This is a genomic window from Paenibacillus sp. NPDC056579, assembly GCF_042793215.1.
GTDB lineage: Bacteria > Bacillota > Bacilli > Paenibacillales > NBRC-103111 > Paenibacillus_S.
Genome location: NZ_JBHTVD010000001.1, coordinates 287,354 through 313,641, shown reverse-complemented (window position 1 = coordinate 313,641; position 26,288 = coordinate 287,354). Strand labels below are relative to the sequence as shown.

The window sequence follows — 26,288 nt, the reverse complement described above, 5'->3', positions numbered from 1 at the left end:
TTTACAACCCCATTTTAAAAGTAAAGTCGGTACCTACTATCGTCACTTTGTCTCCTTCTTTCAGCTCATACACTTTATAGGGAACCATCCATTCTCCATTGAAACGCGTTCCGTTACGGGACCCTAAGTCCTTCACCCCAAAAGTGCCGTTCTGATTGACGATTTCCGCATGAAGTCTGGACACGCCATGCTCTTGATGCTCGTAGTCGACGCCCTTCCCCCCTCTGCCAATAACAAAACACGGCTTGTCCAAGCTGATTTTCCGTACGGTACCTGCATCAAGCAGTTCCATGTAAGGAAGCGGTGCTTGTATCTTGCTGTGGCTGTCAGGCGAACTGAGCAGAACGGTAGCATCAGGCTGGGATAGAAGGGTGGTCCTTTGCTCAAGGGACTGATAGTACGGATCGGGTGCTAGAGCATGAGCATGGTTTGACATGGATTCAAATGGACTTTGCACCGCCGGGCGAAGTTCCGCATTGCGGCTCAAACCGGAAACGGCTGACGCAGCATTCTTTTGCGATTCCCCCATTAAGAACGATGCCAGCGGCGATGAAGCTTCCACAGGCTTCTGTGCTATCAGTCGGGAAAGGATAGCTTCCGGAGATGGAAGATCATCGGCCATAGGCTTATTGGCTTCAACTATCCCGTCTTCTGCGATTCGTCCGGATGCATTACCTATATGGTTCCGAAGCCATATCATGACATAAACCAAATCGGCTGTCAGTAAAGACAACCCGGAGCTAATGTACAACCACCCTTCCGAAGGGTGATCCAGATAAAGCTTCCATGAAAGGCATATCCCGAGAACTCCGATCAGCATCATCGGCAGCTTCATTTTATTAGCAGGCTTGCTCGTATCTCCGGCTTCTGTTATTTCAGGCCCGGCGAATAATGGCTGTCCATCCGGTCTGCTTATTTCATCATAAGCACCGCGAGGTGCAATGGCAGGTGCAGTGTCCGCACCATCTGATGCGGCATGGAATAGCGCAGCTGCCTTATGCAAAGCCGGCTGCGTAACATTTAATTCCCCGAAGCCGGAAGAATCCATGGATTTCTCCGGAATAGCTGAACTCTCTCTGCTCCCGGTGTCGCTGGCTGGACCGTTCATATGCCTCAGCAGTAACTGCTTCAACGTAGCTAGATGGAACGATTCGTCCATCAGGTAGTTTACAAGCTCTTGATAGCCGCTGCCTGCCAGCTCGGTCACTTTATGCACTAGACGGGACGCCAGCTGCTGCAGCCGTTCTTGGACGGAATGCGGTTCAGCAAGCTCCATCGGAATGTATGTAATATATATATCGGTTAAATCGCTCCCACAATAAATATAATCTTCATGAATGATGTAACTTCGTTCCTGCAGCATATTTACGCCGCATTCCGACAGCGTATCTGCAATCGTGTACATCAAATGATAAAAATGCTTCATGGTCAGATTGTGCATCCTTAACCAATGCGAGAGCATGCGTTTATCCGTAATATGATAATAGAGCTTCATCTTCCGATTCAGCTCCTCAACTTGAAGCTCCAAAAGATGCGGAATGCGATTGGCCAGCAGCATATTGAGCTGAAAAGCAGACAATTCGTCTCGATCCAGACCTTTTTCTGTCGATAGCACCATATAATGGCCTTGTTGATTCACATAATCCACTTTTAAGCCGTATAGCTCCGCAAACACTCATGATCCCTCCTTTCCGCGGGGATTAGGGAAACTGTAAATAGACGGTGGCTACCGCGGGCAAGACCGCCCACATGAACGGAAACCTCACATGATGGCCCGAACGAATGTATGGTTTCCATTGAGCCATGTCTTTGAAAGCAAGGAAGCCTATGAGCATCATGACGATCCGTTGGCTCGTCTGCTTCCACTCTTGCCGCCACAGTAATATAAGACAGCCGACCAAGCCAGCATAGAACAACGAATACAGCATACTTTGCAGTACCATTTCCCCGCCGGTCAATGCGCCTATGGCTGCGAACAGCTTGACATCCCCCGCTCCTACCGCCTTGATCAGATATAGCAGCAGCATAGGAATAAATCCTATTGCCGTTCCTATCACCGCATGTAGAACGCCAGATCCACCGGAGTAAACGGCATGCAGGCCAAGTCCTGCAAGCCATCCGGTTAACGTCAGTGCATTCGGAATTCTCCTTCTCCAGATGTCCGTAATGAATGCAAAGACAATCAAACCGCCAGTAACAGCCGCAATCATTATCGCAGCCATCATCCAACCCCTCCTACCCATGCACGTTCATATGCTTTTTTACGAATCGTGACGGTTTTCCTGAAGAAAGGAACGGCTAACGGCAGCTCGTATTCCGCTTCGATACCGATAAAAGCATTTTCTTTATTGTTCAAATCCGGAAACATAACGTCCGTTACCTTTAATCTTTCTTTCTTCAATCTGGTTTTATTGGCATACATAGCAACAATCGGCGTGAAGGCCTTATGCACCAACGGTTTATATGCTTCTTCAAGCTTCTTTCTAGCATCATCGGTCGTAGCCTGGCCAAGCTCCTCCAAATGAGTCCGGTATGTTTTCTCCCAGCCTACTAGCTGTACTACAACATCGGGAATCCAGCTTTCATAATCCTCAACGAACTTCTCCGTGTCTTCAACCCTTTGCTTTGCCGCTTGAATCTGGCTTAACGCCTGATCCACCCAGCCTGCGGCCGCACTTTGGCCCCATTGACTTTTCGCTTGCTGGTACAGCAAATCGACCGGATACATGTTCGCCGCAACCACCTTCGTCGTATCCGAGACAGCGGACTGGAGAGCCATTTCGGCCAGTGAAACCTGGATGAAGGCAATCAGCATTACAATGAAAGAAAGAAACAAAGGCAGGACAAGGGCCGCCTCCAGTACGATTCCTCCATCCTCCTGCCTCGCCACTGAACGAGCCTTGGATTTACAGCGTAATCTTAAAACCGTAATGAATATCGGGATCAGTAGCCCATCACTCCTGTTTTCGTAATTTGACATCTTCCTTCCACCACTTTGCAGGAGTTCAAACCGGTTTTACCGAGCTGCTTCATTAATCCCGGCAAAAACCAAAGCTTAATCGAGGTGGTTGCTGTACCTGAAACATAAGTAGAGCTTTGGAGCAAATCTAGCCCCGTATTCAGCTGGATTAACGATTGCATCCGTGACAACAAAACCTTATCGCGGCTGTGCAGCAGCAAAAAAACGCGTAAATAATCTTTATAGTTCAAGTGAAGCCATTGCCCAAGCTTGCTGGACAGCGGTACGGCTTCTCCTTGGACGAGCTTCGCCATATCCTGCTGAGCTTTGGCCGCACCCTCGGCAACAGCCGCCAAAAACACAAGCAGCGGGGAACCGAGATTCAGCATGGCTTTATCCGGCTCCAAAAGCGCTTCTGTCGTACCTACCGCCAATCGGAATGCAAACATTTCCGCGTAAGCCATCGTTTGATTGCTGACGCAAGAGTTGGCGCCGTACAGCAAATATTCCAGCTCCTGATTGATCAGCAAATGGCTTTCCGGCTGAGACAGCTCTTTGGAAGTCTTGAGCTGTCCGTGAATGTCTTTTTCCATCCCCAACGTACGATAATTGAATTTGCTTACAGCAAATTCATCCAAGTAAAACTCATCACGGACATCGACAAGCAGATCGGAAAAAGCGGAAATCAAGCTTAACGCACTGGATCCGGCCTTATCCGCATTGTCCAGATCGATGACAGGAACCGGTTGAGAGCTGTTCTTCTCCTGATTCGCTTCCATATAGGCTTGATAATAGCCTTTGTTGCCTTTGGACGGATCTCCCTGCAAAGCTATATAATGCTCCTTCGACGGATCGACGCTTCCTGCCAAGCTGCATCCGGCTATGGCTCGCATCGCTTGATCCAGATAAGGCTGAGCCTTCTTTCTTTGCTCCTGTCTGGAGGTGTTAGCAGCCGATTTGTTCTTGTTGCGCTCTGCTTCTTTGGCGCTCTGGGCTGTGTATAGATCTTGAACCTGCTTCCAAAACGACTGCAGCGTACTATCCGCATTGGCATAATTTTGCGCATCGAATAATAACACATTGGCAAGCTGAGACTGAAGTCCGGAGAACATGGCTACAGAGGAAGAAGCTTTACTGCCGTATTCATCCAATTCTCCTCGGGTGATCAAATGGATCGATTGAAATGCTCTCTCCGCGTCGAATGCTCCGGATGCCGAGCTTTGCGATTGGACGTCGCGAAGCTGCGCATTTAGCTCATCATTGCTCTTTTTCGCTTGCTCCAACGCATCCTGAAATCGTTGCAAACGGTCTTTCAGCTCATCCAAATCCTGAGTCGATTTCAGCTTCAGCATCGCGATCAGCTTGGCATAATCCAAAATATATTGAAGCAGCTGCTCGAGATCGCTTAGGATCGACTTCATATCGTTCATTTGCTCCTTCAGTTGTCTTCTTTTATCAAGTAGAGAGCCTGCGGACGCCCCCGCTTGATGTAGCGCATCGATTCTGTTATCTATACGGTCGAGTTCCTTTTTCAAATTGTTTATTTCTGTTTCCGTCTCTTGTATCGTTCGTCGAACCTCATCCACAGTATGAATGCCGATTTTGCTGCTAAGGCCATTCAAATCAGCCAATTGTGCCGTATAAAACGGGTGCAGGACAGACGCCTTTTGATAGATGGCCGTCCACTCCTTCCATGCCTTATCCAGGTACGAATCACGCTCATCAAGCAGCTTCTCGATATGAGCGGCATTTTTGGAAAATTGGGACGCCTGTCCCATCAACGAGGCTATTCCTGTCTTCTTGAATGCATCCGCTATTTCCAAAGAATAGATCATCGGAGCGCGGTACTTCATTTCCTCCATGATCTGCTTCTTCATTACCGCATGATTACCAAGCGAATACATGGATGTCAGGCTGGACCCCTCCTCCTCAACACGAAGATCAATAAATTGAAATCTGGAGGACGGCAGGTTCCCGGATACATTCCCGTTTACGGTGCGCATAAACAACCCCTGTGCCTTCTCCCGGTCATCGGTTAATGCATACAGACCATATGCATGCAAAGAAGGCGAGAATGCCGATAAGGTCGAGCGAACCCCGGTTTTCACGGCATTCTCCGCTTCCTTCTCGGATGTCTTAATGCGCGCGAAATCGATAAGAAGCGCACAAAATAAAAATATCGGCACCAACAGCAGCAGCAAATATAATGAGACCGCTCCCTGCTGCTCCGCAATCAGCCGCCGCAACAGCTTCACAAGCCCTTCTCCTTTCGTTCAGAAGCTAGGGTGCCAACCATAACTTCGATCATTCATGAATAACGACGACAATGCCTTGTCGCTCCAGCTCCTGTCTTAGCGCACCGGTTAGCTTCACCTTGTCCTGCTTGGACAGCTTAAAAAAATGCCAGACGATCCCTTTCACATGAGTCCCCTCCCTCAACAGCTCTACATCTTTCGGCATTTGCACTTCTCTCAGCTGCTTCTCGTTAAAGCTGTAGTAGGCTTGATGCGCTACCTGGTTCGCGTCCATGGCATCCACCGTTCTTTTCGTAGAAGGATTCACCTGAATGATCTGCTCCTGCCCGTTAACCAGAGTCCGCAAGTACGCCGCAGCGCTCTGATGGCTGTTGATGACAGGGGACGGTTCGGGTACCGTATTCGGCTCAACCATCGTTTGCAATGCTTCCTTCGGATTGATTCGACCCTGAATTTCCTGAATGAACGTACGGGTCAAATCGACAAGTCGAATCCATTCCACAGGGTCGATTACTTGAGCATGCGCACCGGATTCGACTTGCTTTTGAAGCTTGTCCGACGCGAACAGCGGTGAACGAAACGGCTTTTGCAGCTGTACCTTAACCTCTCTTGCTATCCCGTTGTTCACGTACTGCATGCTTCCTCTCCATTCTTGAGGAATCGTACGTCCAACGTTAATCATTTTTTTCTCTGGACCACCGACGTTCTCATTACCGGAAGTCGGGAGCTCAACAGAAGCCGATGTGTTGGGAATAAGGAACCTGAACAAATCGGACATACTGTCGCTATGCAGTCTCCAATAGAGGCCGTCGCTCGCTTGGATGTCAACGTCCCCTGTAACAGGATTTTTGCTGCTGTTATCCCATACGAATGCCGCACGGTCCGCAGCTAGTCCCGCATTATGAAATGCGGACGACGTTTGAAACACGAATAATGCCAAAAACAATAGCGATATCGTACTCAATAAAACGATAGGCAGCACGAAGCTCGCTTCGATCGTAAAGCTGCCCTGAGTGCTGCGAATCAAGCTGCTTCCGGATACAAGCCTTATCTTTTCTTGCCACCCGACACGGTATCGGCTCACAACGTGATTATGGCGCAGCAGGACTAATATTTTTGGCATCATCGGTAATCGATCCGGACTGGTTCGTGATTTCTGTATTCGCGGAATCAAACAAGCTTTTTACCCATTTCATAATCCACTTTCTGAACGCGATCGCAATAATCACCAGCACCGCCAAAATCAACAATATTTCCAGCGTGCCCAATCCATCCTCATCTTCCCAGAGCTTCTTCATAAATTGAAAAACCGAACTCATCTCTGCCTCTCCCCCTCAAATTAACTAATTGCCTGTCACCCCATGACCATTAATGCAGGCGCGGCAACGATAACCATGACAACCATGAAAATAATTACCATGGGAAAGACCATTTTCGACGAGGCCTCTTCACCCAACGTTTTAGCTAACGACTTTCTTTTCTCCCACAATGTGTTGGACAGCTCCTTAAGCGACATCACCAGCTCGTCGCCGCCACGCTTGTAGTTTAACAATAAAGTGGTTGTAAATAAGGAAACCTCCTGGACACCGCACCTTTTGTTGAAATCCTCCAGCGATTTGGAAAAGGAGGCATTCATTCTTATTTCGTGCGCGGTAATGGCCAGTTCCGTTAATAAGGGACTTTGAGCAATGTCAGACCTGCGTTCAATACATCTCAGCAGCGCCTTCTGAACCGTTTCTCCGGCATTGACCAGCAAGACGATCTGATTCAATATTTCGGGGAGCTCCAGCAGCATTTGCCGTTTCCTCCGCCGCAGCTTGCCGGACAGCTCCTTATACATCACGAACGGCAAAAATAACGTCAAGCAGCAGCCATAAAGCAGCAGCTCTGCGTTCCCGTCGGCAACCGCGGACAGGACGGTACATCCAACAAGCATGGCCACACTAAGAGACAGCACATCGGCAATAAAGCACTTGGTTCGGATAAGAGCTGATTTGGCACCATATAGTCCGATCATCTGCTGATGTATGTAAGAAACAGCCCCGGACAACCGGTCGGCCAACTGGTAACGATCCGTCAACCATAAGGATAAGGGAGCTATTAACACCAGCTTCATGTTGCTCCGGTTCTCTTTGACAAAGCCGATGTACCGCGGATAAGCTCTCCAGAGAATCAAGCTCCCGATGACCAGCTCCAAAACCATTAACATCATTAAGAACAAACCCAATAAATCATCACACCTTTATATCCATAATCCATTTTGTAATGGCATAGCAGCCTATGAGAACTAGCAATGCCACCGTCATAATCAGAAGACCGGCGCCCTGATACAACGGCTCCATGTAGTCCGGCGAGCTCAAATTCAATACAGCGACAACAACCAGCGGCGCAAAAGTCAGCACCTTGGATTCAAACCGTTTTTGCGACATCATGACATGAATATCCTGCTGAATGTCCAGCTTCTCCTGGATGATCAAGGCTGTCCTCCGTATCACATGCACCAGATTCCCGCCTGTTCGTTTGCAGGTCATGAACACTTCGGTAAACTGCTGGATGTCTTCCACCTCCGCCCGGTCACTCCAATCCTTCAATGCAAGCTCAATCGTTTCGCCATTTTCGATCCGCCGGTTCACCGTCTCCAGCTCCTTGATGATGAAAGCATCCGAATCCGGGTACAGCAGCCTTAAATCGTTCAATGCTTCCTTGAATGCGGTCTCGACGGAATTGCCCGCACCCAGGGCGGACGATAACGAAGACAATGCTTGCTTAAACTGCAGCTGCAATTGGGTTTTTCGTTTGCGAATGAGCTCCCGTTTCCAAAGGACCGGCGCATACAGACCCCCGCAAGCCAGCACCAGTACGGCAAATACATTCTGATAAAAGATAAATCCGATCATCCCTAGCAGGACGGCTCCCGCTGCAGCAGACGTAATGATTTCTCCGGAGTTCATCTCGTATTCACCGTAACGTGTGAGTGAAGACTTGGGAGGCTTTGCCGGTTTACGCGAGCCGAATTGAAGAGAACTTAATCGAGCCATCCAGCCAGCCTTGGAGCTGGAGCTTAACTCCATTTTTGCTTTATTAGCGGACCGGAATCGGTTGGATGCGGATAAGACGAACCAGCAGCAGCAGCCAACTATGACTAGAATAATAACCAGCAATGTCAACAGCCATCATCACCTCCTTCACGCATACAAGTATTCTTCACAGTTGAATTCCCGCCATGGCCAACTTCTCGGAATGATGCAGCTGTCCTGACGGCTGCAGTTCTCCCAGCACCTTCCCGGATTCGTCCTCTCCCGATTCTATAAATTGAAACAAACGATTCAGCTTCACTTCCCCCTTCTCCATGCCGATGATTTCACTGATCTCGACTACCCGTCTCGTACGGTCTCTTAGCCGCTGCAAATGAATCATGACGTCAATAGCGGAGCAAATTTGTTTGCGGATCACTTCAACCGGAAGCGCAGCACCGCTTAATACCATCGTTTCAAGCCGGCTCAGCATATCCTCCGTCGAGTTAGCATGTCCGGTTGAGAGGCTCCCATCATGTCCAGTATTCATCGCCTGAAGCATGTCCAACGCTTCCGATCCCCGAACCTCGCCCACAATGATACGGTTTGGCCTCATACGCAAGGAGGAACGTATCAAATCGCGAATCGTGATTTCGCCCTTACCCTCGGTGTTGGCGTTGCGCGTTTCCATCCGAATCAAGTTCGGTACCGTGCGGATCTGCAGCTCTGCCGAGTCTTCGATTGTTATCAATCGTTCGTCATCAGGAATATATTGCGATAGCGCATTAAGGAAAGTCGTTTTGCCCGAGCCCGTCCCACCTCCGATAAACAGATTGTACTTCCCTCTTACCAGCTTAATTAACAAGGAAGCGGCCTCTTCCGTCAGCGCCCCCTTGGCTACCAAATCGTTAAGGGTCAACGGAGTTTCCGGAAACTTACGGATCGTCATAGCCGCACCGTCGAGTGAGATCGGCGACAGGACGACATTGACACGGGAGCCGTCCAAAAGTCTTGCATCCACGATCGGATTCGCTTCATTCACGGCACGATTCACTCGGGATACAATGGCTTGAATGACGTCCTCCAGCTTCTCCTTGCTTTCAAACTTCACCTCCGTCAGGCAGACACGCCCTTCCTTCTCAATAAATATCCGGTCATACCGGTTAATCATAATTTCCGTTACCGACGGATCATCCACCAAGGGCTGAATCATGTCCAGTCCGCGAAACGAGTGGAACAGTCTCATCGTTAACTGATGTCTCTGGCCCGCCGTCAAGTAAGACTGGAACGGAAAGGCAAACACTTCGTGCTCAATCATCTCCATGAGCTGCTCATCGGTCAGCGATACCGACAGATCCAGCTTATCCTTTACCAGCTGCTTCAGCTGAGCAACCGTTTCATCCGACCACATGCCGCTGTACCTCCGCTTCTCCGGTTAATGCTTGAAACCAGGGAAGCGCAGCCAGGCTTTCACTGAATGCGGAACGGGACAGTACCCCCTCCATCCGGCTGAATGTTTTCCATTCCGGGATGTATGGCAAATAACCGTGAATGGGAACCAGCAAGTCGTGGGCATTGTTGGACAAGGAGCCGTGGAACTTATTAACGAGCAGGGTCACCTTTCCCAATCGCTCGGTTTCTGAAAAGCCTGAGGCCGCCGGCCGCATTCTCATCCGCGTCTTCTCCCACTGAACACGCTCGTCCACCACCAGCCAGACAATGTGATCACTCAGCTTGAGCGCTGACCGGACACGAGGATGTGAGGCGGAATCCAGATCAAGCAATATATAGTCGTAGGACCCGGTAGCCTGAAGAGCGCCGATCAATGCTTCCGTATCGGACTCCAGCATTTCCGCCAGTTCCGCAGCCTCTTCGTTACCGGGAAAATAGTCGAATCCGAGCAGGCTATGCTTGCGTTTCATTCTCTCCACCTTGGCGCTCTGAAGCTTGCGGTCCGATTTGCCGTAAAACAGCATTCTGGAGAAATGACCGCTCTCCTCGTTGGAAGCAGAGCCTATCCAGCTGGCCGAAGGAAGCTCCTCCAGCGTAATATAAAATACTCTTTGCCCGGCTAGGACAAGCTCTCGCGCCAAATGCATGGCGGTTAGCGTCTTGCCGCTTCCCCCTGCAGCGGAATAAATGGAGATGACTTCCGAGCTTCGGTTTCCTTTCAAAATTCGGCTTCTGGTAAACTCGTTATAATGTGAAATGACGACCGACATGAGTTGATTCAACGGCTGATACTTACAAATAATCGGGTATTCAACGATATCGGCGACGACCTGGAGATCGCTGACGATAAGCATGCACCCGTGTTCTCTTTGATACACTCTCTCGGGTAGCGGCATGAAGCTCTCATGCACCAATAGAATGAAAGGCTCGTTGGAATGCTCGATAAAAGCAAAACCATGTTCTTTCGTAGTAAATGCAGAAACGGTAAATGTTCCCGAATAATCGGCAGCTCGGATATAAGATGTTACCATCTCGATGAAATAGGCATCGGTATCTAATAACACCAGCTTCATTTTCGGCATGACAGCCTCGCCCCTCCCTAACCATGAATCCCAAACGCGTAGGTTACATCACCCCCATGATCTGCAAAACTCCGCTTGCTATCAGCACCAACGATAAAATAGCGATGACGACAGCAACCTTCCCTTTGTTCGTAATAACATATCGCCTCCCTGCATTTGCACGCAAAAAAAGCACCGACTGAACAAGAAAAGATTCTTGCTCAGCGGTGCTTCCGCTTACGATTACATATTTGCCATTATTATATCATAATAAATGGAATTTACAACTGTTTTATCAATTTTTGTTAAGCAAATGTAGAATCAGGTTAATAATTGCTTCCATGGATATACTATCCTCATAATCAGAAATGAAGGAGCATTGGACATGATTAGCAATCGCGAATTAAAGGGGCAAATTGAGCAAATTACTGAGCAGCAGCAATCCTTGACGGATGAATTGCAGCAAATTAAAGATCTGCTGCAGCAAAGTCATTCCGACAACCAAGGAACTCAGCAGTCCAGCGACGGCCAATCGCAACAACAACAGCAGCAGCAAAACAACAGCAGCGGATCCAATACATTTTCCGATATCGCCAAAGATTTTCTCAAACTGAAGGATTTGACAAGCAAGCTGGAAACCAAAATGCAGGATTACATATCCAAAAATTCGAAAAGCCAACCTTTAAGCGATGAAGACGCGATTAACCTTGTACTTAGCATGATGAACGGCATGATTGACTGGAGTATGGACCTTGTATCCAGACAACCCGGCTCCAAAGGGCAATCGAATCAATCCGACTCCAATCAGTCCGATCCGTACGGTCAAGCTTCTCAGTCGAATCAATTACAATAATAGTGCGGTACTACCACGGCGGCAACCTTCGAGGTTGCGCCTTTTTTTGCATCACAGACGGTTAGAACATCTAGATCGGCATTAAATCCTGCTTTTCCGCTTTCGGCTTGCAGTCTTTACAAACACCAACCGCCGAGCCATGGACGCCGGCATAAAAAGTCAGACGGTCCGACTTCTTTTTACAGTAAGAGCATTTTTGGCCCCGCTTGTCGGGCTGCTTCTTGAATTTATCCATCCGAACGACTTTGCCTTGACGTTGAGAGCGGGCACGGTATTGGAACCATACGATCAGAAGCAATGCGCACAGAACCAAAATTCCCATTGTCATCCAACCTTGCACCTTCAAGCCCCCTTCTTTCCGGCTACTCCCGTAACGCTTCCCTCAGCTTGCTGGACATGCCGTTCTCTTTGGCAGAGGAGGAAGCGCGAAGCTTGCGATTCTGCTCCTTAAGCTTTACGTTGTCCGCCTCCAGACGTTGAATCCGTTCCAGTCTCTCCGGTTCTTGCTCGTATGCCTCTATACAACGGAGCAGCAACGCATAGGCAACGCCATCCTGCTCAGACTCGGCAAATAATTGCTGCAGTGAATGGCGCAACTCTTGTCCCTGTTGTTTACGATCTTCCACTATGACTAACCTCTTTTATACTTCAAATTGTAGACCGGTTGCGGCCAGAACGACCTCGCCGCGGAACTTCACCCGGACCTCATCCTCAAAATCGGCAATATCACCGAAATGCGGCAAATGGGTCAGTACAACTTTCTTTACTTTGGCCATTTGAGCCAAATGCCCGACCTCTTCCGAGTTCATATGCCCGTATTTCTTGGCGTCCTGACCGGCGTAAAAGGAAGTTTCCGCAATGAGCAAATCAGCATCGGCACAAAAACCGATTAACGAATCGTCGTAATACGTGTCCGCTGTGTAGACAATGGTGGCAGATCCGCTCTGGATTTTCATCGCTAAACAATATGCCCCGTGAAAGGTCTTAAGAAATGAGAATGTCATGCCGTGCAAATGCAAAATCTCGTTTTCAAAAAACGGCACGACTTCGGAGCCTTCCATCGATGGATACGGGTTATGCCCCGTAGGCTGCAAGCCAGCCACGTAGATCGGAAGTGCTTTCGTTCTCTTGTTCAAATCCGTATCGATGATACATGCATACTGCAAGCAGCCCAAATCGGCGACATGATCATGATGTGTATGGCTTATAACCACAGCCCCAAGCTCATTCAACGGCATATAGTTTTGCAAAATAGAAAGAACCCCGCTTCCGCAATCGAGCAGCACGCGGTTTCCGTTAAATTCCAGCAAATAGCCTGCCGTTGCTCCCCCTGCTGCGGGATAGGCTCCCCAAGGACCTAAGATCGTTATTTTCACAAGCTCTCCTCCACTTCCTTCAATGATCTATAACCAGCAGAAATAGCACATTCACGAATGGTACCGCTGTGCAATGAATGCAAGCTATGTATTGATCGTGCTGTCCGGCAATGGCACTGGCGTAATCGAGGATGTCGCGCCCGGTTGCGCACGATGCGGCTGTATTGTATTACGCGGCAGAAACAGCAAGCCCAAAACGGCAATCACGAGAAATAATCCAATCGGCACAAGCAGCCTTTTCACAGGATAGCCTCCCCTTTAGTATGGTTTGGGCTTCTTCTTTTTAGGACTGGCAGGACACGCTCGAGATCTTTAACGATGTTAACTTATGATTTGATCAGGAATAAAGTCAGCTCCTCACGGTTATGGAACAGCTGCTTCGCTTTTTGCAGCTCCAGCTCCGGAGACAGATCCTGAGTAAGCTCACGGACCGTCTGGAACGGCTTCTTATGCATCAGCTTGACTGTTATGATCGCCGATCCGCCTGTTTGCAGCGAGTACAATAATCCTTTGATCAGCTTCGCCATTTGGCGCGGACTCCAGCTCATGTCGCAGACAAGCAAATCAAACGACTGAGGAGGGAACGATACCTCTCCCGCGTTTTTCTGAAGGAACGTGAGCCGGGGATGCTTCAGCAGCCCTGCATCCAGCTTGGCCGGATCGACGGCCGTAACCTTGACTCCCCTCTCCAGCAAGAGCGACGTCCAGCCGCCGGGTGCTGCGCCGATATCAATGGCAGACCGGTACTGGGAGAAGTCCAAGCCAAATGTGCGTTCCGCTTCTAGCAGCTTGAACTTGGCGCGGGACACTTGTCCTTCTTCCTTGCGGAAGCGGATCGCTCCTCCCGACCAATCGCTCACATTATGCTCCGGCTTCGAGATCCCGTAGTACGCGTTGTCCTCGGTTAAAAAGAGCGAAATGACGAAGTCCGCGTCCTTGGCTACCGGCATGGCCGCATACTCGTTAACTAGCAGCTCGTCGACCATTTGTTTACAAGCTGCAGTTGTAATGTCGCCTCCTACGGATTCGGTCTTGCGAACTTGCACCGCGACCTTGGCTCCAGCCTCAACCTCTAACCGGCTGCGCACGAAATCGCGAAGACCGGACAGCGTTCCGTCCCACTCCAGCTCCGCATCGACCGGCTGCATATGGCGCAAAAACATCGGCTCCTGATCCAGAATCGTCTGAGTGGCGGCCGATTTGCTCTCCGGTATCGAGAACCAGAACACCTCCGACGGAATCAGATGCCGAAACTGGGTGCCGGTCTGGAACAGACGGCGAATTTCTTCCTGGGCGTGCTGACCGAATCCATGATTGGCCGTTCCGATAAAAGCGGCGGCAGATATAATCGTTTCCGTCATTACAGCACCTTGATCCATGGACGGCCGTTATACCATTCCAGAGAAACCGGAACCTGGAACGCTTGAAGCAGGTTGGCCTCGTTCAATACGTCTTCTTTTCGGCCAGAAGCGATAATCTTACCCTGGTCGATCAACGCTACGTGCGAGAACATAGGCATAATTTCCTCAATATGATGTGTTACGTAAATCACCGTTATTTGCTGCTTGCCCAATTCATTGATATTTTCGAGCAGCCGCTCGCGTTCATATAAGTCCAGACCGGAGCAAGGCTCGTCCATAATCAAAATTTTCGGCTCCGTCATCAGCGCGCGGGCCAGCATCACTTTTTTCCGTTCGCCCTGAGACAATGTTCCTAGAGGCTGGTACGCCAAGTGCCGCAGGTTGACACGCTCGAGCATGCTCAGCGCTTTTTGCTGCACTTCCGACGGTATCTCCTCATAGAAACGCAGAAACCCGTATTCGCCGGTAGCAATGACTTCCCATACGGAATCGGCCGGCGTCAGTTTCTCGTACAAGGATTGGCTGATGTAACCGATCTGCTTGCGGACTTCTCTGACATCGACTTGCCCGTAAATATGGTCAAGCACCTCGACTTTACCGCTGCTCGGAAATTGATAGCCGTTGATCAGCTCGAGGATAGTTGTTTTTCCCGATCCGTTCTTGCCGAGAATAACCCAGTGCTCCCCTGCATTGACCTGTATTCCCACATCCGATAAAATATTCCGCTCTTCGCGGATAAAATGAATATGCTCTAAAGATAAGACCTGCACGAAAAATCACAACCTATTCTTCTCTAGTATTTGCTATAGCGGTAAGTCTGGCATAAGGAACGGGGCTGCCGTACAGTTCTACCTTATCCGGCTTGCTCTGGTACAGCAGCTCATACATGCCTCGTCTTCCTTCGAAGCTTGAACTATGCATATAAATCTCCTGAGGAAAACGCTGCGATGCGATGATGAATCGCACAACATCCATGCCGGTCGGCTGATCCCATCCCAAGTCGTAGTCAAGCGATAAGATCGCGATGTCGCACTCCTGCAAAAGCATAATGCATTCGTCAGCGCTGCGTGCCAACACGAAGCCGGCTGGACAGGCTCTGTAATCATCCAAAAAAACGTTGATCATGGTAATGCTTCTCCCCTCCCGCTCCCGCTTCCATCTTGTAGATCGGTCCTTCGCCATGGATTCAGACAAGGGAAATAGTAGAAGCCGCCGATGGAGCGATAGTAGAATGGTTTGCCTATTATGTAGGGGACAGCTCTTTAACAAAGCGGATTTCCGGTCCATGATCGCCCCCCCGCGGCACCGGAGTTTCCAATACGACAGGAATATCCATCGCTGAGAACGTCTTCAAGCATTGACGAAACCGGTCGGCTCCAATGCTGCCTGTTCCTATTATAGCATGGCGGTCCTTGCCCATTCCCCCCTCGTAAAGGGAGTCGTTCAGATGAACGGCGAGCAAATGGTCCCAATACCCGAGACGGGCAGCCTTCTTGTCCAGCTCGGCCCAGCCGCCTGGTGCTGAGGACCACAAACCGCATGCGTAGGCATGGCACGTATCGAAGCAAAACCCGATATGCTCGCGATAGTCGGATAACGAGCGGATTTGAACCAGCTCCTCCAAGGTCGTCCCCATCGCAGAGCCTTCGCCGGCCTGATTTTCTATCAGCAGCTTGGCCGCACCTTGCCAGCCCTCAAGAACTTCATGAAGACATTGTATAATATTTTTGTAGCCTTGTAACGGGTCCGCCCCTTTATATTTGCCAAAATGAACCACGACCCCTACCGAGCCGCAAGCCTCGGCAATGGCCAAATCGTTGCGAAGCGACCTTACGGTCGCCTGTCTAAGCTCGGGCGTTTCGATTGCCAGGTTGGTGGGATAGGGGGAGTGGGCGATCGAATACATACGATGCGTCCTGCAATAATCCATGCAGGCTTCTGCATCTTTGGGATTCCACTGCTTCACGGACAAGCTGCGCGGATTTTTGGGAAAATATTGATAAGCCGAAGCTTCGAGCTTACTCGCTAGCTTAGCCGCTTCCAAGAAGCCATTGCGAATACTGAGGTGGCATCCGATGTTCATCGTGTCCGCCTCCTAATGCTGACAGTGCGTGCAGCAAAAAGATTTTTTCGAAGAAACATCTCGTCGTTCAATCGGATGGCCGCAGCGGACGCAGGGCTCGCCTTCCCGGTCGTAAACTTTGCATCGGCTGTCGTAACCGCCTGTCAACTCATCGCCGGCATACAAAGGCATGTCCATGTACCCGCCATATCGCGTCGCTTCGGTTAGCACATGCTGCATCGAATCATACAATCGCGCTGACTCCTCCACTGACAATCGATCGCACTTCCGGGATGGCAGCAGCCCGGCTTCAAAGCAGATTTCATCGGAGTAGCAGTTGCCGATACCGGCCATTACGGCCTGGTCAGGCAATGTCGCTTTTAATGTCCTGCTCTGCTTGTGCAGCAAGGAAGCGAACCGCTCCGCGGTAAAGGAACGGTCCGTCGGCTCCGGTCCGAGCTTTTGCAAGAACCGATCCGCCTCATCGGGACTGTACAAATGCAAATAACCAAGCCTGAGTCCGATAAAATAAAGGTTCATATCATGAAAGCTCATCGTCACTTGTACAGTACGATCCGGTTTGTCTTCCTTGGAGCCATAGAACATGATGCCCCCCAGCATCAAGTGGAGCAGTAAAATCCGAGCGTTGCTTAAATGAAACAACAGATGCTTCGCTCTCCGTTCCACCCTCTGGATTGATGTTCCGATTACCTCGTTTCTAAACTGGGAGACGGGGACGTTAATCGACTTCTCCCGCTCTACCTGGACATCGGTGATGAGGTGTCCGACCAGCCGCTGATTCAACAGCAGCTTATAATTCTCCATTTCCGGCAGCTCCGGCATAAGCAGCACTCCTTCTTAAGACGATACAGAATAAGACCAAGAAAGGTCCTTCAGGCCTCGCAGAAAAGCCTCTTCAATATCTCCTTATATTTCCAAAAAGGAGCGGTTTTATGCCGTTCAGCGCTTCTTTCCGCCTCAGCTGACCAAAATAAGGCTATCTTCATCTCAGATTAAGCTGTCCATGCTATATCCGGTTTCGCCGCCCGCAGCCCTTCTTCGGCTTCCGGACCGACGGCCCGAAGCTTCGCTCGCCTTACGGGCAGCTGGATTAACGTTATTTAAGCGCTCTATTTTGGACTTGAGCCGTGCCAGGCGTTTCTCCAGCTCAGCCGTCTGATCGTTCTGCTTCTTTTCCTCACTGGTCATTCCTTTTCGACCTCGAGCCCCAAGGAGTCCCGGCCTGGCCAGCGATTTGCGCTGCCGCGCTTTGTTCAAAGCCTCCTCTGCGTACTGCAGAGCGAGCAGAAGCCGCTTCTCCCGATGCTCATAGTGCATCGACAATTCGATATACGGCTCGACCGAAGCCATGCTTCGATGTCCTTTACGCAGCACATAAGCGGTCCATAACCGGCAGGCGGTCTCATAGTCGTGCGTCTGCTTATATACTTGCGCCAGCGGCAATAAATAGTCTTCTTCCTGCTCTCCGGAATCGTCTTGAAGCAGGCGCTCCTTCAGCTGATCCAATACGTCCTCTGCGTAGGAGGATAGCTGCAGCTTAAGGAACCAGAGCCCCAGGCGGAAATGTTCTTCCAGGCCCATTTCGGATAGCGAGAATTCGCCGCGAAGAATTCGGGCGAAGTGAATCGACAATCCGGCCAATGACAATATATCGAGCTCATTATGGATAAATATGCCTTTTACGACCGTTGCATCCTTGTCCGCCAAATATTGAAAATATAGCGCCGGAGCCATCGAACCGGGAAGATCGTCCTGCCTTTCCACGTGAAGCCTGTCTTCCTCGACTTTGCCCAGCCGGCACGACGGCAGAGTGTGCTTCCACAAGCTGCGGGACGGATACAAGAAATCCAGATGGCCCGCGATATCCGGCTCCGATGGGATGCGGTTCAATATGTACCGGTTTTTGATAAGGGGCCAATCGAACGTCTTGCCGTTATAAGAGACCAAATACGGATGCCGTTGGAGCCTCTCCTGCAAATGATGAAGCATGGCCAGCTCTTCCGCCGGATTACGAATAAACATTTGCTCCACGACGAACTGCCGGTCCTCGTAAAAGCCGATTCCTATCATAAATGCTACGTTGCCGGCTCCAACTCCCAATCCCGTCGTTTCGGTATCCAAATACAAAAGCTTGTCGTACGGCATCCCTTCCGCCGCAGCCTCGACATCTCCCGGCAGCAAGATCGACAGCAGCTCGTCCGCCTGCCCTTCCAGGTCTCCAATAGCATACCGGCCATGACGGAAGTCATTTCCGTAACGGATTCGCCTCAGCACAAACGAACCGCGCTCGTTATGCTCCATTTGCGCCCCGATGAAGCTCCACTCCCCTTGCTCGTCCGCCTCCCTGCTAATCTCGGCAGGCGCAGCAGCGGATGGTGCCGCCTGTTCCGTCTTCTTATGCCTCAGCAGCCGCTCCCGAAGCCCGCTCATCGCGGCACCTCCGTTGGATCGGGCAGCTGCTCAGCCACGGGCAATAACCGACATTGCATCATCTCGTTCAGCCTCCCTTTCAAGTTCGCCCCTTCGATGAGGTCATAGTCCCGCCAGCAATTCAATGCTCTTTTGCTTGGCGCTCAGCCCCTCGATCTCCGTGCCGATACATGAAGGGCAGCCGTCCTCACATGGACATCTTCGAATCAAATTTCTTGCAGATGCTTTTATTTCGTCAAACCGTTTGTACACGTCCTCGGCCAATCCGATCCCGCCGGGATAATGGTCATAGATGAAGATCGTAGGCAGCTGCGTATGCTCGGCTCGTATTTGCGATACGACATGAATATCGCTCCGGTCGCACATGACATGAATGGGAACGATATGCCTCAACACATTCGAAATCCCGAGAAGCAGCTGCTCCAGCGTTTTCGTGCCTATGCCCGGGTCCGTCTCCTTCAATTCTATCCAGGTCGAGCTGGTATGCAGCTCCTCTTCGGGAAGGCTGATAGGGCCGTATCCGATATTTTCAAACGTGGTCAGCTTGATTTTCTTAAAAATCGTCGGCATGGCGTTAACAACCACGTCGCCGTAATGCAGCGAAGCGGTTCTCCTATGCTCCGTCCGGTCCGTGTCCAGCACTTTCAGCTTTACAGCCAGGTTCGCGTCCGTGTAATATTCCACACTGACTTCCCTTACGTAAGCCTTCTTGTGGTCCCAATCCAGCTTCTCGACCTGGTATTGTACCCCCTCGTGCAAATAGATCGCCTCATCGTGCAGCAGGGTCATCGCGCTGAAACGGTCCATTTCCCCGATGATTCTTACGTTGGCTACGTCGGATTGATCGACGATCACTACGTTTTCCTGCGCTGCCGAACGCAAGCTCACTTCACTGGCCGGAAACGACTGGTTCGCCCAATAAAACGTATCCCCTGCATAATGGAGCACCTTCTCGTCTACCAAATATTCCAATAGCTCCTCGATTTCGAGCGGGCCGAATTCCTCCCCTTTTTTAAAAGGAAGCTCATACGCCGCACACCGCAAATGATCGACCAAAATAATCAGGTTCTCCGGGTTGATTCTGGCGGATTCCGGCGACCGGTCGAAGAAATATTCCGGATTTTGTACGATATACTGGTCTATCGGCGTATTGCCGGCAACCATCACCACCAGGGCTTCCCCATGCCGCCTTCCGGCCCGGCCTGCTTGCTGCCATGTACTTGCGACACTTCCGGGATATCCCGTCATAATGCAGACCTGAAGCTGTCCGATGTCTACACCCAGCTCCAGAGCGTTCGTGCTTACGACGCCCAAAATATCCCCGCTTCTCAGCCCTCTTTCGATTTCGCGCCGCTGATTCGGCAAATAGCCGCCGCGATAGCCTCTTATCGATTTGGCTCCGATATCGTTTTTAATAAGCTCCTGCAAATGGCTTAGAATAATTTCGACCCTCACCCGGCTGCGGGCAAACACGATCGTCTGTATTTTATTCGCCAAAAACTCCTTAGCCACGTGGTTCACTTCGGCTGTCGCGCTTTTCCGGATGTTTAACGGCTTGTTCACAATCGGAGGGTTATAAAAAACAAAGTGCTTTCTCCCGCGCGGCGCCCCATTATCGTCAATTAGCCGCATGGGACTCCCTGTCAGCTGCTCGGCAAGCTCCTTAGGATTAGCGATGGTTGCAGAGGTACAAATAAAAATCGGATTGCTTCCGTAAAATTTGCAGATTCGTTTCAAGCGGCGTATTACATTCGCAACATGGCTGCCGAATACGCCACGATATGTATGAAGCTCGTCAATAATAATATATTTAAGATTGCTAAATAAACTGACCCACTTCGTATGATGGGGAAGAATGGCGGAATGCAGCATATCCGGGTTGGTGATGACGATATGCCCGACGCTTTTTACAATCTGCCGAATCGCCGGGGACGTATCGCCGTCATAGGTGAAGCTTTTGATATCGATTCCCATCTCCGCGATAATTTCGTTCAGCTCGCTTTTTTGGTCTTGCGCCAGAGCTTTCGTCGGGAACAAGTACAGCGCCCGGCTAACGTCGTCATTGGCTATCGTCTGCAGCACGGGAAGGTTGTAGCACAGCGTTTTGCCCGATGCGGTCGGAGTTACCGCTACGATATGTTCCCCCTTTAGTACGGTTGTTTCGTAGGCGGTATATTGGTGAGTATACAGCTGCTCAATTCCGCGTTTGGCTAATGCGGCTCTAATTCTCGGGTCTACGCTTTCCGGTATCGGCCTGGTTTTGGCTTCTTGCGGCTCGACCTCGTGCCAATTGATGATATTTTCATTCCCTCTCAATTCTTCAATCAATTGGGACAAATTTTTCTTACGGAACATGATTGGGTCACCCCTTATTAAGAACTACTGTTCCCCTATTATAAACTTGTATGGAAAAATAAAAAAGCCCCTTGTCCAGGGCTTTCAATGATGTTCATAAGGCTGACGGATTCAGCACCGTCATTCGTTCCTTTCAATCCTGCCCCAGAGTAAAGTTCCCCGAGCCGGTGCGAACCTTCAGCTGAGTTGTACCGGAGCCGAAGACGCCTTTCAGCGTACGGCCGTCCTCGCCTTTTTCTTTATACGTTACATTATCCCACTCTATGTTTCCGCTGCCCGAACCACCGTTATATTGAACCGTCAACGACTTGGGCTCATTAGCAGTTTTCACCGTAACATCGCCGCTGCCGGCTTTTAAATCCATATCTTGATCCAGCTCGTTCACTGCAACATCAATATTTCCCGAGCTGGTCTCTCCTTTAATGATGGCCTGCCCTCCGGACAAGCTCACGTCTCCGCTCCCTACATGAAAAGTCAGGTTTTTGGCTCTGAATGCATTCGATTCGATATTTCCCGAACCCGCTTGCAGCGTAACTTGGCCTGCTTCAATATCGTTTGCGGTTACATCGCCGCTATTAGCATGTACGTCTATGTTCGTCCCTTTCAGCTCTTCTATGTCTACATCGCCGGATACGGTTTGGACCTTGACGTTCTCCCATACTTGCTCCGGAAGCTCTACGGTTAAGTTCAGATCCGAGAAGCTCATGCCGAACGGGAAGCGCTCCGGAATCTCGACTTTTAGCTCCAGCGTATCGCGCCGAGGGTCTGCCTGCAGCTGAATGTTATCGGCAGCGTCCCGCTTCACCCGGCCGTCCAGTCGAATTTCGATAGCTTCGGAATGTCCGCGTACAACTTTCACATCCGTCCTTCCTCCATCGATATTCACACTGCGGATGCCCTCTGCTTTTACCGTTTTCTCTATATCTACCGTTTTCGTATTCCAGGAAAACACATTTGCCGCAAAGCCCTGCTCGCTTATAAATACACCCAGTAAAATGACAAGCCCTGCCGTAATGAAAAGCTTGCCCATTCCTGATCCTTTACTCATGTTTTTCTCTCCAATCGATCCCATTTGATTTATTTTTTATTTGCTTGACTCGCATGTTTAATTTATCATGAACACTCATGGTGACACACTGGACCGCCGAACAGAATCATACCCGACTATAGTCTAGGGGGATATTTGGCAGTATGGATACACCGAGTCACCTAGATATCGGCCGGCTTCCGTTTAAAGTCTTCATAAATTTGTAAGGATTTTGTCTAGTTATTTGTAAAAAGTATCTTGTAGTATAGACTTAAGTTTTTCGCGAAAAGCCAAAGGAAAGAACCCGTTAGGACAAAGGAGTCGTAGAAGTGCAAACGTACAATATCCTCGTCGTGGACGACGAATTGGAAATTCAAGAGGCGATAGAGATTTATTTGACTAACGAACGGATGAACGTATTTAAAGCGAACGACGGCGAAGAGGCGCTGCAGCTGCTTGAACGCGAGGAGATCCACTTGATCGTCATGGATGTTATGATGCCCAAGCTCGACGGTGTGAAGACAACATATAAGATCAGAGAATTACATAACGTTCCGATCCTGATGCTTTCGGCCAAAACCGAGGATACGGACAAAATACTGGGCCTTACGGTCGGTGCGGACGACTACATGAGTAAACCGTTTAACCCCATGGAGCTGGTGGCGCGGGTGAAGTCCCAATTAAGAAGATATACGCATCTCGGTACCTACAAACCGAACGACGACGAGCTTCAAGTAAGGGGTCTCGCGCTCAATAAGCGGATGAAAACCGTCACACTGGACGGGGAAGAAATCAGGCTCACGGCTACGGAATACAAAATTCTGGAGATGCTGATGGAGCATCGGGGCAGAGTATTTTCCATAGAGGAAATCTATGAAAACGTTTGGAAAGAGCCCTACTTCAACGCGGAGAATACCGTTGCGGTTCACGTAAGACGAATCCGGGAAAAAATCGAGGTCAACCCGAAGGAGCCTCAATATTTAAAGGTGGTGTGGGGAATTGGATACAAAATTGAAAAGTAAGGCGACGCCCTTGATCGCCTGGGCATTGCTGCTTGCGTTCACATCAGCCGCCTTTTTGTCGGGATGGGATGTGGTTACTCACCGGGCATTTTTCGATACGTCTTACTATTTTAAAAGCAACGCTTTTTACAACCAAATAGAAACTCATTGGAAGCTGATCAAATATATACATCTGGATAATAAAAATTACCCTCAATTACCTCGTGAGGATAAATTGAATGATGATTGGATCCTCTATTTGAAAAAAAGCTATGACGAACAAAAGCAAATGAACATGAATACAGGCTCGCGAATCGAAGCTATGCTCGAAAAAGATATAAATCAATATCTAGCTTATAAGGAACACGAATATAACCAAGTGAAAAAAAGCCTCGACAGCCGCAGCGGCGTTTTCAAATATTACATAAAAGACGTCGGTTCCGGAGAAGTATACACGAATATTCCCAATTCATCAGAGCAGGGGGTTAAGCTGTACCCAGCTCTTTACCGAATCGAGCTTCCAACGAATCAATTGATGAATCAGGCTTTGCAGCCGATCAACCGATATTTTCAGCAAAACCGGCTGACAGGCACGCTATTCATTCCCGAGACCGTAAATGAGCACAGCCAGATCCACTCGGACTATGCGTACTACTTGGCGATTCGCGAGAGGATCATTAAGGAAAGCGTCTTGTTTGGTGTTTCCTTGCTTTTGACACTCATTTTGATTGCCGTCATCCGGAAATCGGGCTGGGCTTTGAGCTTCGCTTCGAGTGTCCAGAACGGATTCAGGCAAGTTCCGCTCGATGCACGGTTTGCCGTCCTGCTAATCATCTGTTTAGTCTCCTTCTCTTACGTTCATCCGTCTGAGCTGTTCCGCATACCGGTTGATCCCGTGCGGGTGCTGCCGGTCGTTTTCCTTGCCGTGGTTGCAGCTCTATTGATCCTTCAGTGGCAGGAAGTCTTATTGCTTTATCGCAACAAACCGGAGCTTAAGCGTCAGTGGCAGGAAACTTACATTTTTCGTCTTAGACAGTTCATTGGCGGCAGTGTGGCTAACCGGAATTTGTTTGTTAAGGCTGCTCTGATCTTTGGCGCTTCTATTTTGCTGGTTATTTTTAGTGTTGTTGGCATCATCGGCTTGGATGACGGCGCCGGCGGTGCGATTGTCGTCTCGGCTCTATACATTTTGCTGTATCTGGTTGTTATCCTGCCTTACATCCTTACACGCATCTCGATGCTCAGCTCCATACTGGCCGGTGCGGAGGCCATTGCTGCAGGTGATTTCAACCAACCCATCGAACCTAAGGGACGCGGCAATCTGGCAGCTCTGGCAAACCATTTGAATAATATGAAAGCCGGCTTCAAGTCCTCTCTGGAACAGCAAATGAAAAGCGAAAGACTGAAGTCGGAGCTGATTACGAATGTTTCGCACGATCTCAAGACGCCTCTTACTTCAATCATTAATTACGTAGATTTGTTAAAGCAAGAGAACCTTACCCAAGACCAGCGGGATAACTATATCGAAGTGCTCGATCGAAAAGCTCAACGTCTGAAGGCGCTCATCGACGATTTGTTCGAGGCTTCCAAGATGGCAAGCGGGGCCACAGAGCTTACCCTTGAGAACGTCAATGTCACATCGCTTCTAAGACAAACGCTGGCGGAGCTCAGTGAGCAAATCGAAGCCTCCGGTTTACGTTTCAAAATAACCGTACCTGACAAAAAAGTCGAAGCTGTCCTGGACGGCAAAAAAATATGGCGTGTGTTCGAAAATCTGATCGGCAACGCATTGAAATATTCCACGCCGAATACCCGTGTGCACATTACCTTAACGGAAAGTACCGATAAAATCACATTCAGCATTAATAATGTGTCTGCTTATGAAATTGAGTTTGAAGCTTCGGAGCTGCTGGAGCGGTTCAAGCGAGGCGACGCTTCCAGACATACGGAAGGCTCGGGACTTGGACTGGCTATTGCCAAAAGCATCATTGATCTGCATGAAGGCGAGCTTTTGATCCAGATAGATGGCGATTATTTCAAGGTTATCGTAACGTTGAGCAAGAATCCGGCAGTGTCGCAAAGGTGAAGAGCTAAACAGGAGCTAAAGCTGTGCAGGATTTGACCCTCACTTATCTGGAGGCTGTCAGCGAGAAATTCGTTGGCGGCCTTCTTGATGCTTTGCCGGCTTTTCTTCCAACCTCCCCTGTTATTGATTTTAGTGTCATCTAAATACTCTCTGGTCTGCATCCTCATTGAATTCTTTGTTAACAGAACATTCGTTCCTCTGTTTAATCGGATTGCTTGGAAAAGAACAAAGCAATAATCACATCTCCATTGCTTGGGCAGATACACGGTATGGATCGAAATTGAATTGAACCATTGGATGACGTTGTTATTTTAATTTTCTGAATATTTTGTCGTTTCCTGCGCTTTCCCGGGAAAAGTTTTTAATTACCTACGTTCGCTACTATTCTAGCTTATAGTTGCTAGCAGATTTGTTTAACTATTTATCTATTAAAAGGCACAAAATGGTAACAATTGCCGTTACCCGTTAAAATCTTCATCATATACTTTAATATTCCAAATTGAAAGGAGTAGATTGATTCATGGCTTTTACACCTGGACCTCCGGGACCTCCCGGACCTGTTGGACCTGTTGGGCCAACGGGCCCGACGGGCCCGACGGGACCTACTGGAATGACGGGATATACTGGCTATACTGGACATACTGGAGCTACGGGCGCTACGGGCGCTACGGGTCCAACCGGTCCAACCGGTCCTACTGGACCGACGGGACCTGTCGGACCTGCTGGAGCTGACGGTGCTCCTGGACCGACTGGGGCTACGGGCGCTCCCGGACCTCAAGGCGATCAAGGACCGGCGGGCTCTACTGGCGCTACGGGCGCTCCTGGGCCTCAAGGCGATCAAGGACCAGCGGGCTCTACTGGCGCTACGGGCGCTCCTGGGCCTCAAGGCGATCAAGGACCAGCGGGCTCTACTGGCGCTACGGGCGCTCCTGGACCTCAAGGCGATCAAGGACCAGCGGGCTCTACTGGCGCTAC

Annotated in this window: 25 protein-coding genes and 1 pseudogene; 4 read left to right on the top strand and 22 right to left on the bottom strand. The window is 49.8% G+C overall.

The features are described from left to right. Window position 1: 1 nt before the first annotated feature. The 10 genes from ACFQ88_RS01600 to ACFQ88_RS01555 are packed head-to-tail and all read right to left on the bottom strand — an operon-like array spanning window position 2 to window position 10,762. A complete protein-coding gene (locus ACFQ88_RS01600) occupies window positions 2-1,675 on the bottom strand; it encodes a DUF6382 and FHA domain-containing protein (protein WP_379451405.1) in 1,674 nt (557 codons plus the stop codon). 25 nt (window positions 1,676-1,700) lie between these two features. Next, on the bottom strand, window positions 1,701-2,225 hold the full coding sequence (locus tag ACFQ88_RS01595; protein WP_239634624.1) for an A24 family peptidase: 525 nt from the start codon (window positions 2,223-2,225) through the stop codon (window positions 1,701-1,703). Then, the gene (locus ACFQ88_RS01590; RefSeq protein ID WP_239634622.1) at window positions 2,222-2,890 is read right to left on the bottom strand and encodes a TadE/TadG family type IV pilus assembly protein; all 669 of its coding nucleotides are present in this window, start codon (window positions 2,888-2,890) and stop codon (window positions 2,222-2,224) included. The genes ACFQ88_RS01595 and ACFQ88_RS01590 overlap by 4 nt, the downstream gene beginning before the upstream one ends. 53 nt (window positions 2,891-2,943) lie before the next feature. Continuing rightward, window positions 2,944-5,214 (bottom strand): hypothetical protein, encoded by a 2,271-nt coding sequence (locus tag ACFQ88_RS01585; RefSeq protein WP_379451404.1) that lies wholly within the window; start codon window positions 5,212-5,214, stop codon window positions 2,944-2,946. A 49-nt stretch (window positions 5,215-5,263) separates the two neighbouring features. After that, window positions 5,264-6,340, bottom strand: a complete 1,077-nt coding sequence (locus ACFQ88_RS01580) for a hypothetical protein (protein WP_239634618.1) — start codon at window positions 6,338-6,340, stop codon at window positions 5,264-5,266. Further along, complete coding sequence (locus tag ACFQ88_RS01575) at window positions 6,306-6,533, bottom strand: Flp1 family type IVb pilin (RefSeq protein WP_239634616.1); 228 nt, start codon at window positions 6,531-6,533, stop codon at window positions 6,306-6,308. Before ACFQ88_RS01575 ends, ACFQ88_RS01580 begins: the two co-directional genes overlap by 35 nt. Window positions 6,534-6,568: 35 nt before the next feature. Continuing rightward, window positions 6,569-7,426 (bottom strand): type II secretion system F family protein, encoded by an 858-nt coding sequence (locus tag ACFQ88_RS01570; RefSeq protein WP_379451403.1) that lies wholly within the window; start codon window positions 7,424-7,426, stop codon window positions 6,569-6,571. A 22-nt stretch (window positions 7,427-7,448) separates the two neighbouring features. Continuing rightward, complete coding sequence (locus ACFQ88_RS01565) at window positions 7,449-8,381, bottom strand: type II secretion system F family protein (protein ID WP_379451402.1); 933 nt, start codon at window positions 8,379-8,381, stop codon at window positions 7,449-7,451. 37 nt (window positions 8,382-8,418) lie between these two features. Next, on the bottom strand, window positions 8,419-9,639 hold the full coding sequence (locus ACFQ88_RS01560) for a TadA family conjugal transfer-associated ATPase (protein ID WP_239634610.1): 1,221 nt from the start codon (window positions 9,637-9,639) through the stop codon (window positions 8,419-8,421). Then, on the bottom strand, window positions 9,626-10,762 hold the full coding sequence (locus tag ACFQ88_RS01555; protein ID WP_379451401.1) for an AAA family ATPase: 1,137 nt from the start codon (window positions 10,760-10,762) through the stop codon (window positions 9,626-9,628). The genes ACFQ88_RS01560 and ACFQ88_RS01555 overlap by 14 nt, the downstream gene beginning before the upstream one ends. A 364-nt stretch (window positions 10,763-11,126) precedes the next feature. On the opposite strand from ACFQ88_RS01555, the gene ACFQ88_RS01550 reads away from it, so the two are divergent. Continuing rightward, entirely contained in the window at window positions 11,127-11,594 is a 468-nt protein-coding gene (locus tag ACFQ88_RS01550) for a hypothetical protein (RefSeq protein WP_239634605.1), read from the top strand. A gap of 70 nt (window positions 11,595-11,664) precedes the next feature. Here the strand turns inward: ACFQ88_RS01550 and ACFQ88_RS01545 are convergent, their stop codons facing one another. From ACFQ88_RS01545 to ACFQ88_RS01490, 12 genes are all read right to left on the bottom strand, one after another. Next, on the bottom strand, window positions 11,665-11,934 hold the full coding sequence (locus ACFQ88_RS01545; RefSeq protein WP_239634603.1) for a hypothetical protein: 270 nt from the start codon (window positions 11,932-11,934) through the stop codon (window positions 11,665-11,667). A gap of 22 nt (window positions 11,935-11,956) precedes the next feature. Beyond that, window positions 11,957-12,220: a hypothetical protein gene (locus ACFQ88_RS01540; RefSeq protein WP_239634601.1), complete on the bottom strand. Its 264-nt coding sequence runs from the start codon at window positions 12,218-12,220 to the stop codon at window positions 11,957-11,959. A 15-nt stretch (window positions 12,221-12,235) separates the two neighbouring features. Next, window positions 12,236-12,970: an MBL fold metallo-hydrolase gene (locus ACFQ88_RS01535; RefSeq protein WP_379451400.1), complete on the bottom strand. Its 735-nt coding sequence runs from the start codon at window positions 12,968-12,970 to the stop codon at window positions 12,236-12,238. An 84-nt stretch (window positions 12,971-13,054) separates the two neighbouring features. Beyond that, a complete protein-coding gene (locus ACFQ88_RS01530; RefSeq protein WP_379451399.1) occupies window positions 13,055-13,213 on the bottom strand; it encodes a hypothetical protein in 159 nt (52 codons plus the stop codon). A gap of 83 nt (window positions 13,214-13,296) precedes the next feature. Next, window positions 13,297-14,331: an SAM-dependent methyltransferase gene (locus ACFQ88_RS01525; RefSeq protein WP_239634595.1), complete on the bottom strand. Its 1,035-nt coding sequence runs from the start codon at window positions 14,329-14,331 to the stop codon at window positions 13,297-13,299. After that, window positions 14,331-15,101 (bottom strand): ABC transporter ATP-binding protein, encoded by a 771-nt coding sequence (locus ACFQ88_RS01520; RefSeq protein ID WP_379451398.1) that lies wholly within the window; start codon window positions 15,099-15,101, stop codon window positions 14,331-14,333. The genes ACFQ88_RS01525 and ACFQ88_RS01520 overlap by 1 nt, the downstream gene beginning before the upstream one ends. 13 nt (window positions 15,102-15,114) lie before the next feature. Beyond that, window positions 15,115-15,456 (bottom strand): cyclic-phosphate processing receiver domain-containing protein, encoded by a 342-nt coding sequence (locus ACFQ88_RS01515; protein ID WP_239634591.1) that lies wholly within the window; start codon window positions 15,454-15,456, stop codon window positions 15,115-15,117. Between the two features lie 118 nt (window positions 15,457-15,574). Then, a complete protein-coding gene (locus ACFQ88_RS01510; protein ID WP_379451397.1) occupies window positions 15,575-16,414 on the bottom strand; it encodes a deoxyribonuclease IV in 840 nt (279 codons plus the stop codon). Between the two features lie 12 nt (window positions 16,415-16,426). Next, the gene (locus ACFQ88_RS01505; RefSeq protein WP_379451396.1) at window positions 16,427-17,236 is read right to left on the bottom strand and encodes an Fpg/Nei family DNA glycosylase; all 810 of its coding nucleotides are present in this window, start codon (window positions 17,234-17,236) and stop codon (window positions 16,427-16,429) included. Between the two features lie 165 nt (window positions 17,237-17,401). Further along, a complete protein-coding gene (locus ACFQ88_RS01500) occupies window positions 17,402-18,844 on the bottom strand; it encodes a ribonuclease H-like domain-containing protein (protein WP_379451395.1) in 1,443 nt (480 codons plus the stop codon). A 102-nt stretch (window positions 18,845-18,946) separates the two neighbouring features. Then, window positions 18,947-21,199: a DEAD/DEAH box helicase gene (locus ACFQ88_RS01495; RefSeq protein ID WP_379451394.1), complete on the bottom strand. Its 2,253-nt coding sequence runs from the start codon at window positions 21,197-21,199 to the stop codon at window positions 18,947-18,949. 133 nt (window positions 21,200-21,332) lie between these two features. Continuing rightward, a complete protein-coding gene (locus tag ACFQ88_RS01490; RefSeq protein WP_239634581.1) occupies window positions 21,333-22,247 on the bottom strand; it encodes a DUF4097 family beta strand repeat-containing protein in 915 nt (304 codons plus the stop codon). Window positions 22,248-22,555: 308 nt separating this feature from the next. Between ACFQ88_RS01490 and ACFQ88_RS01485 the strand changes: the two genes are divergently transcribed. The 3 genes and pseudogenes from ACFQ88_RS01485 to ACFQ88_RS01475 all read left to right on the top strand — a co-directional run. After that, window positions 22,556-23,248 carry a response regulator transcription factor gene (locus tag ACFQ88_RS01485; protein WP_239634580.1) on the top strand — a complete coding sequence of 231 codons (693 nt, stop codon included), beginning with the start codon at window positions 22,556-22,558 and terminating at the stop codon, window positions 23,246-23,248. Then, window positions 23,226-25,313 (top strand): sensor histidine kinase, encoded by a 2,088-nt coding sequence (locus ACFQ88_RS01480; RefSeq protein ID WP_239634578.1) that lies wholly within the window; start codon window positions 23,226-23,228, stop codon window positions 25,311-25,313. Before ACFQ88_RS01485 ends, ACFQ88_RS01480 begins: the two co-directional genes overlap by 23 nt. A 610-nt stretch (window positions 25,314-25,923) precedes the next feature. Then, window positions 25,924-26,288, top strand: a pseudogene (locus tag ACFQ88_RS01475) (Gly-Xaa-Xaa repeat protein); the annotation flags it as partial.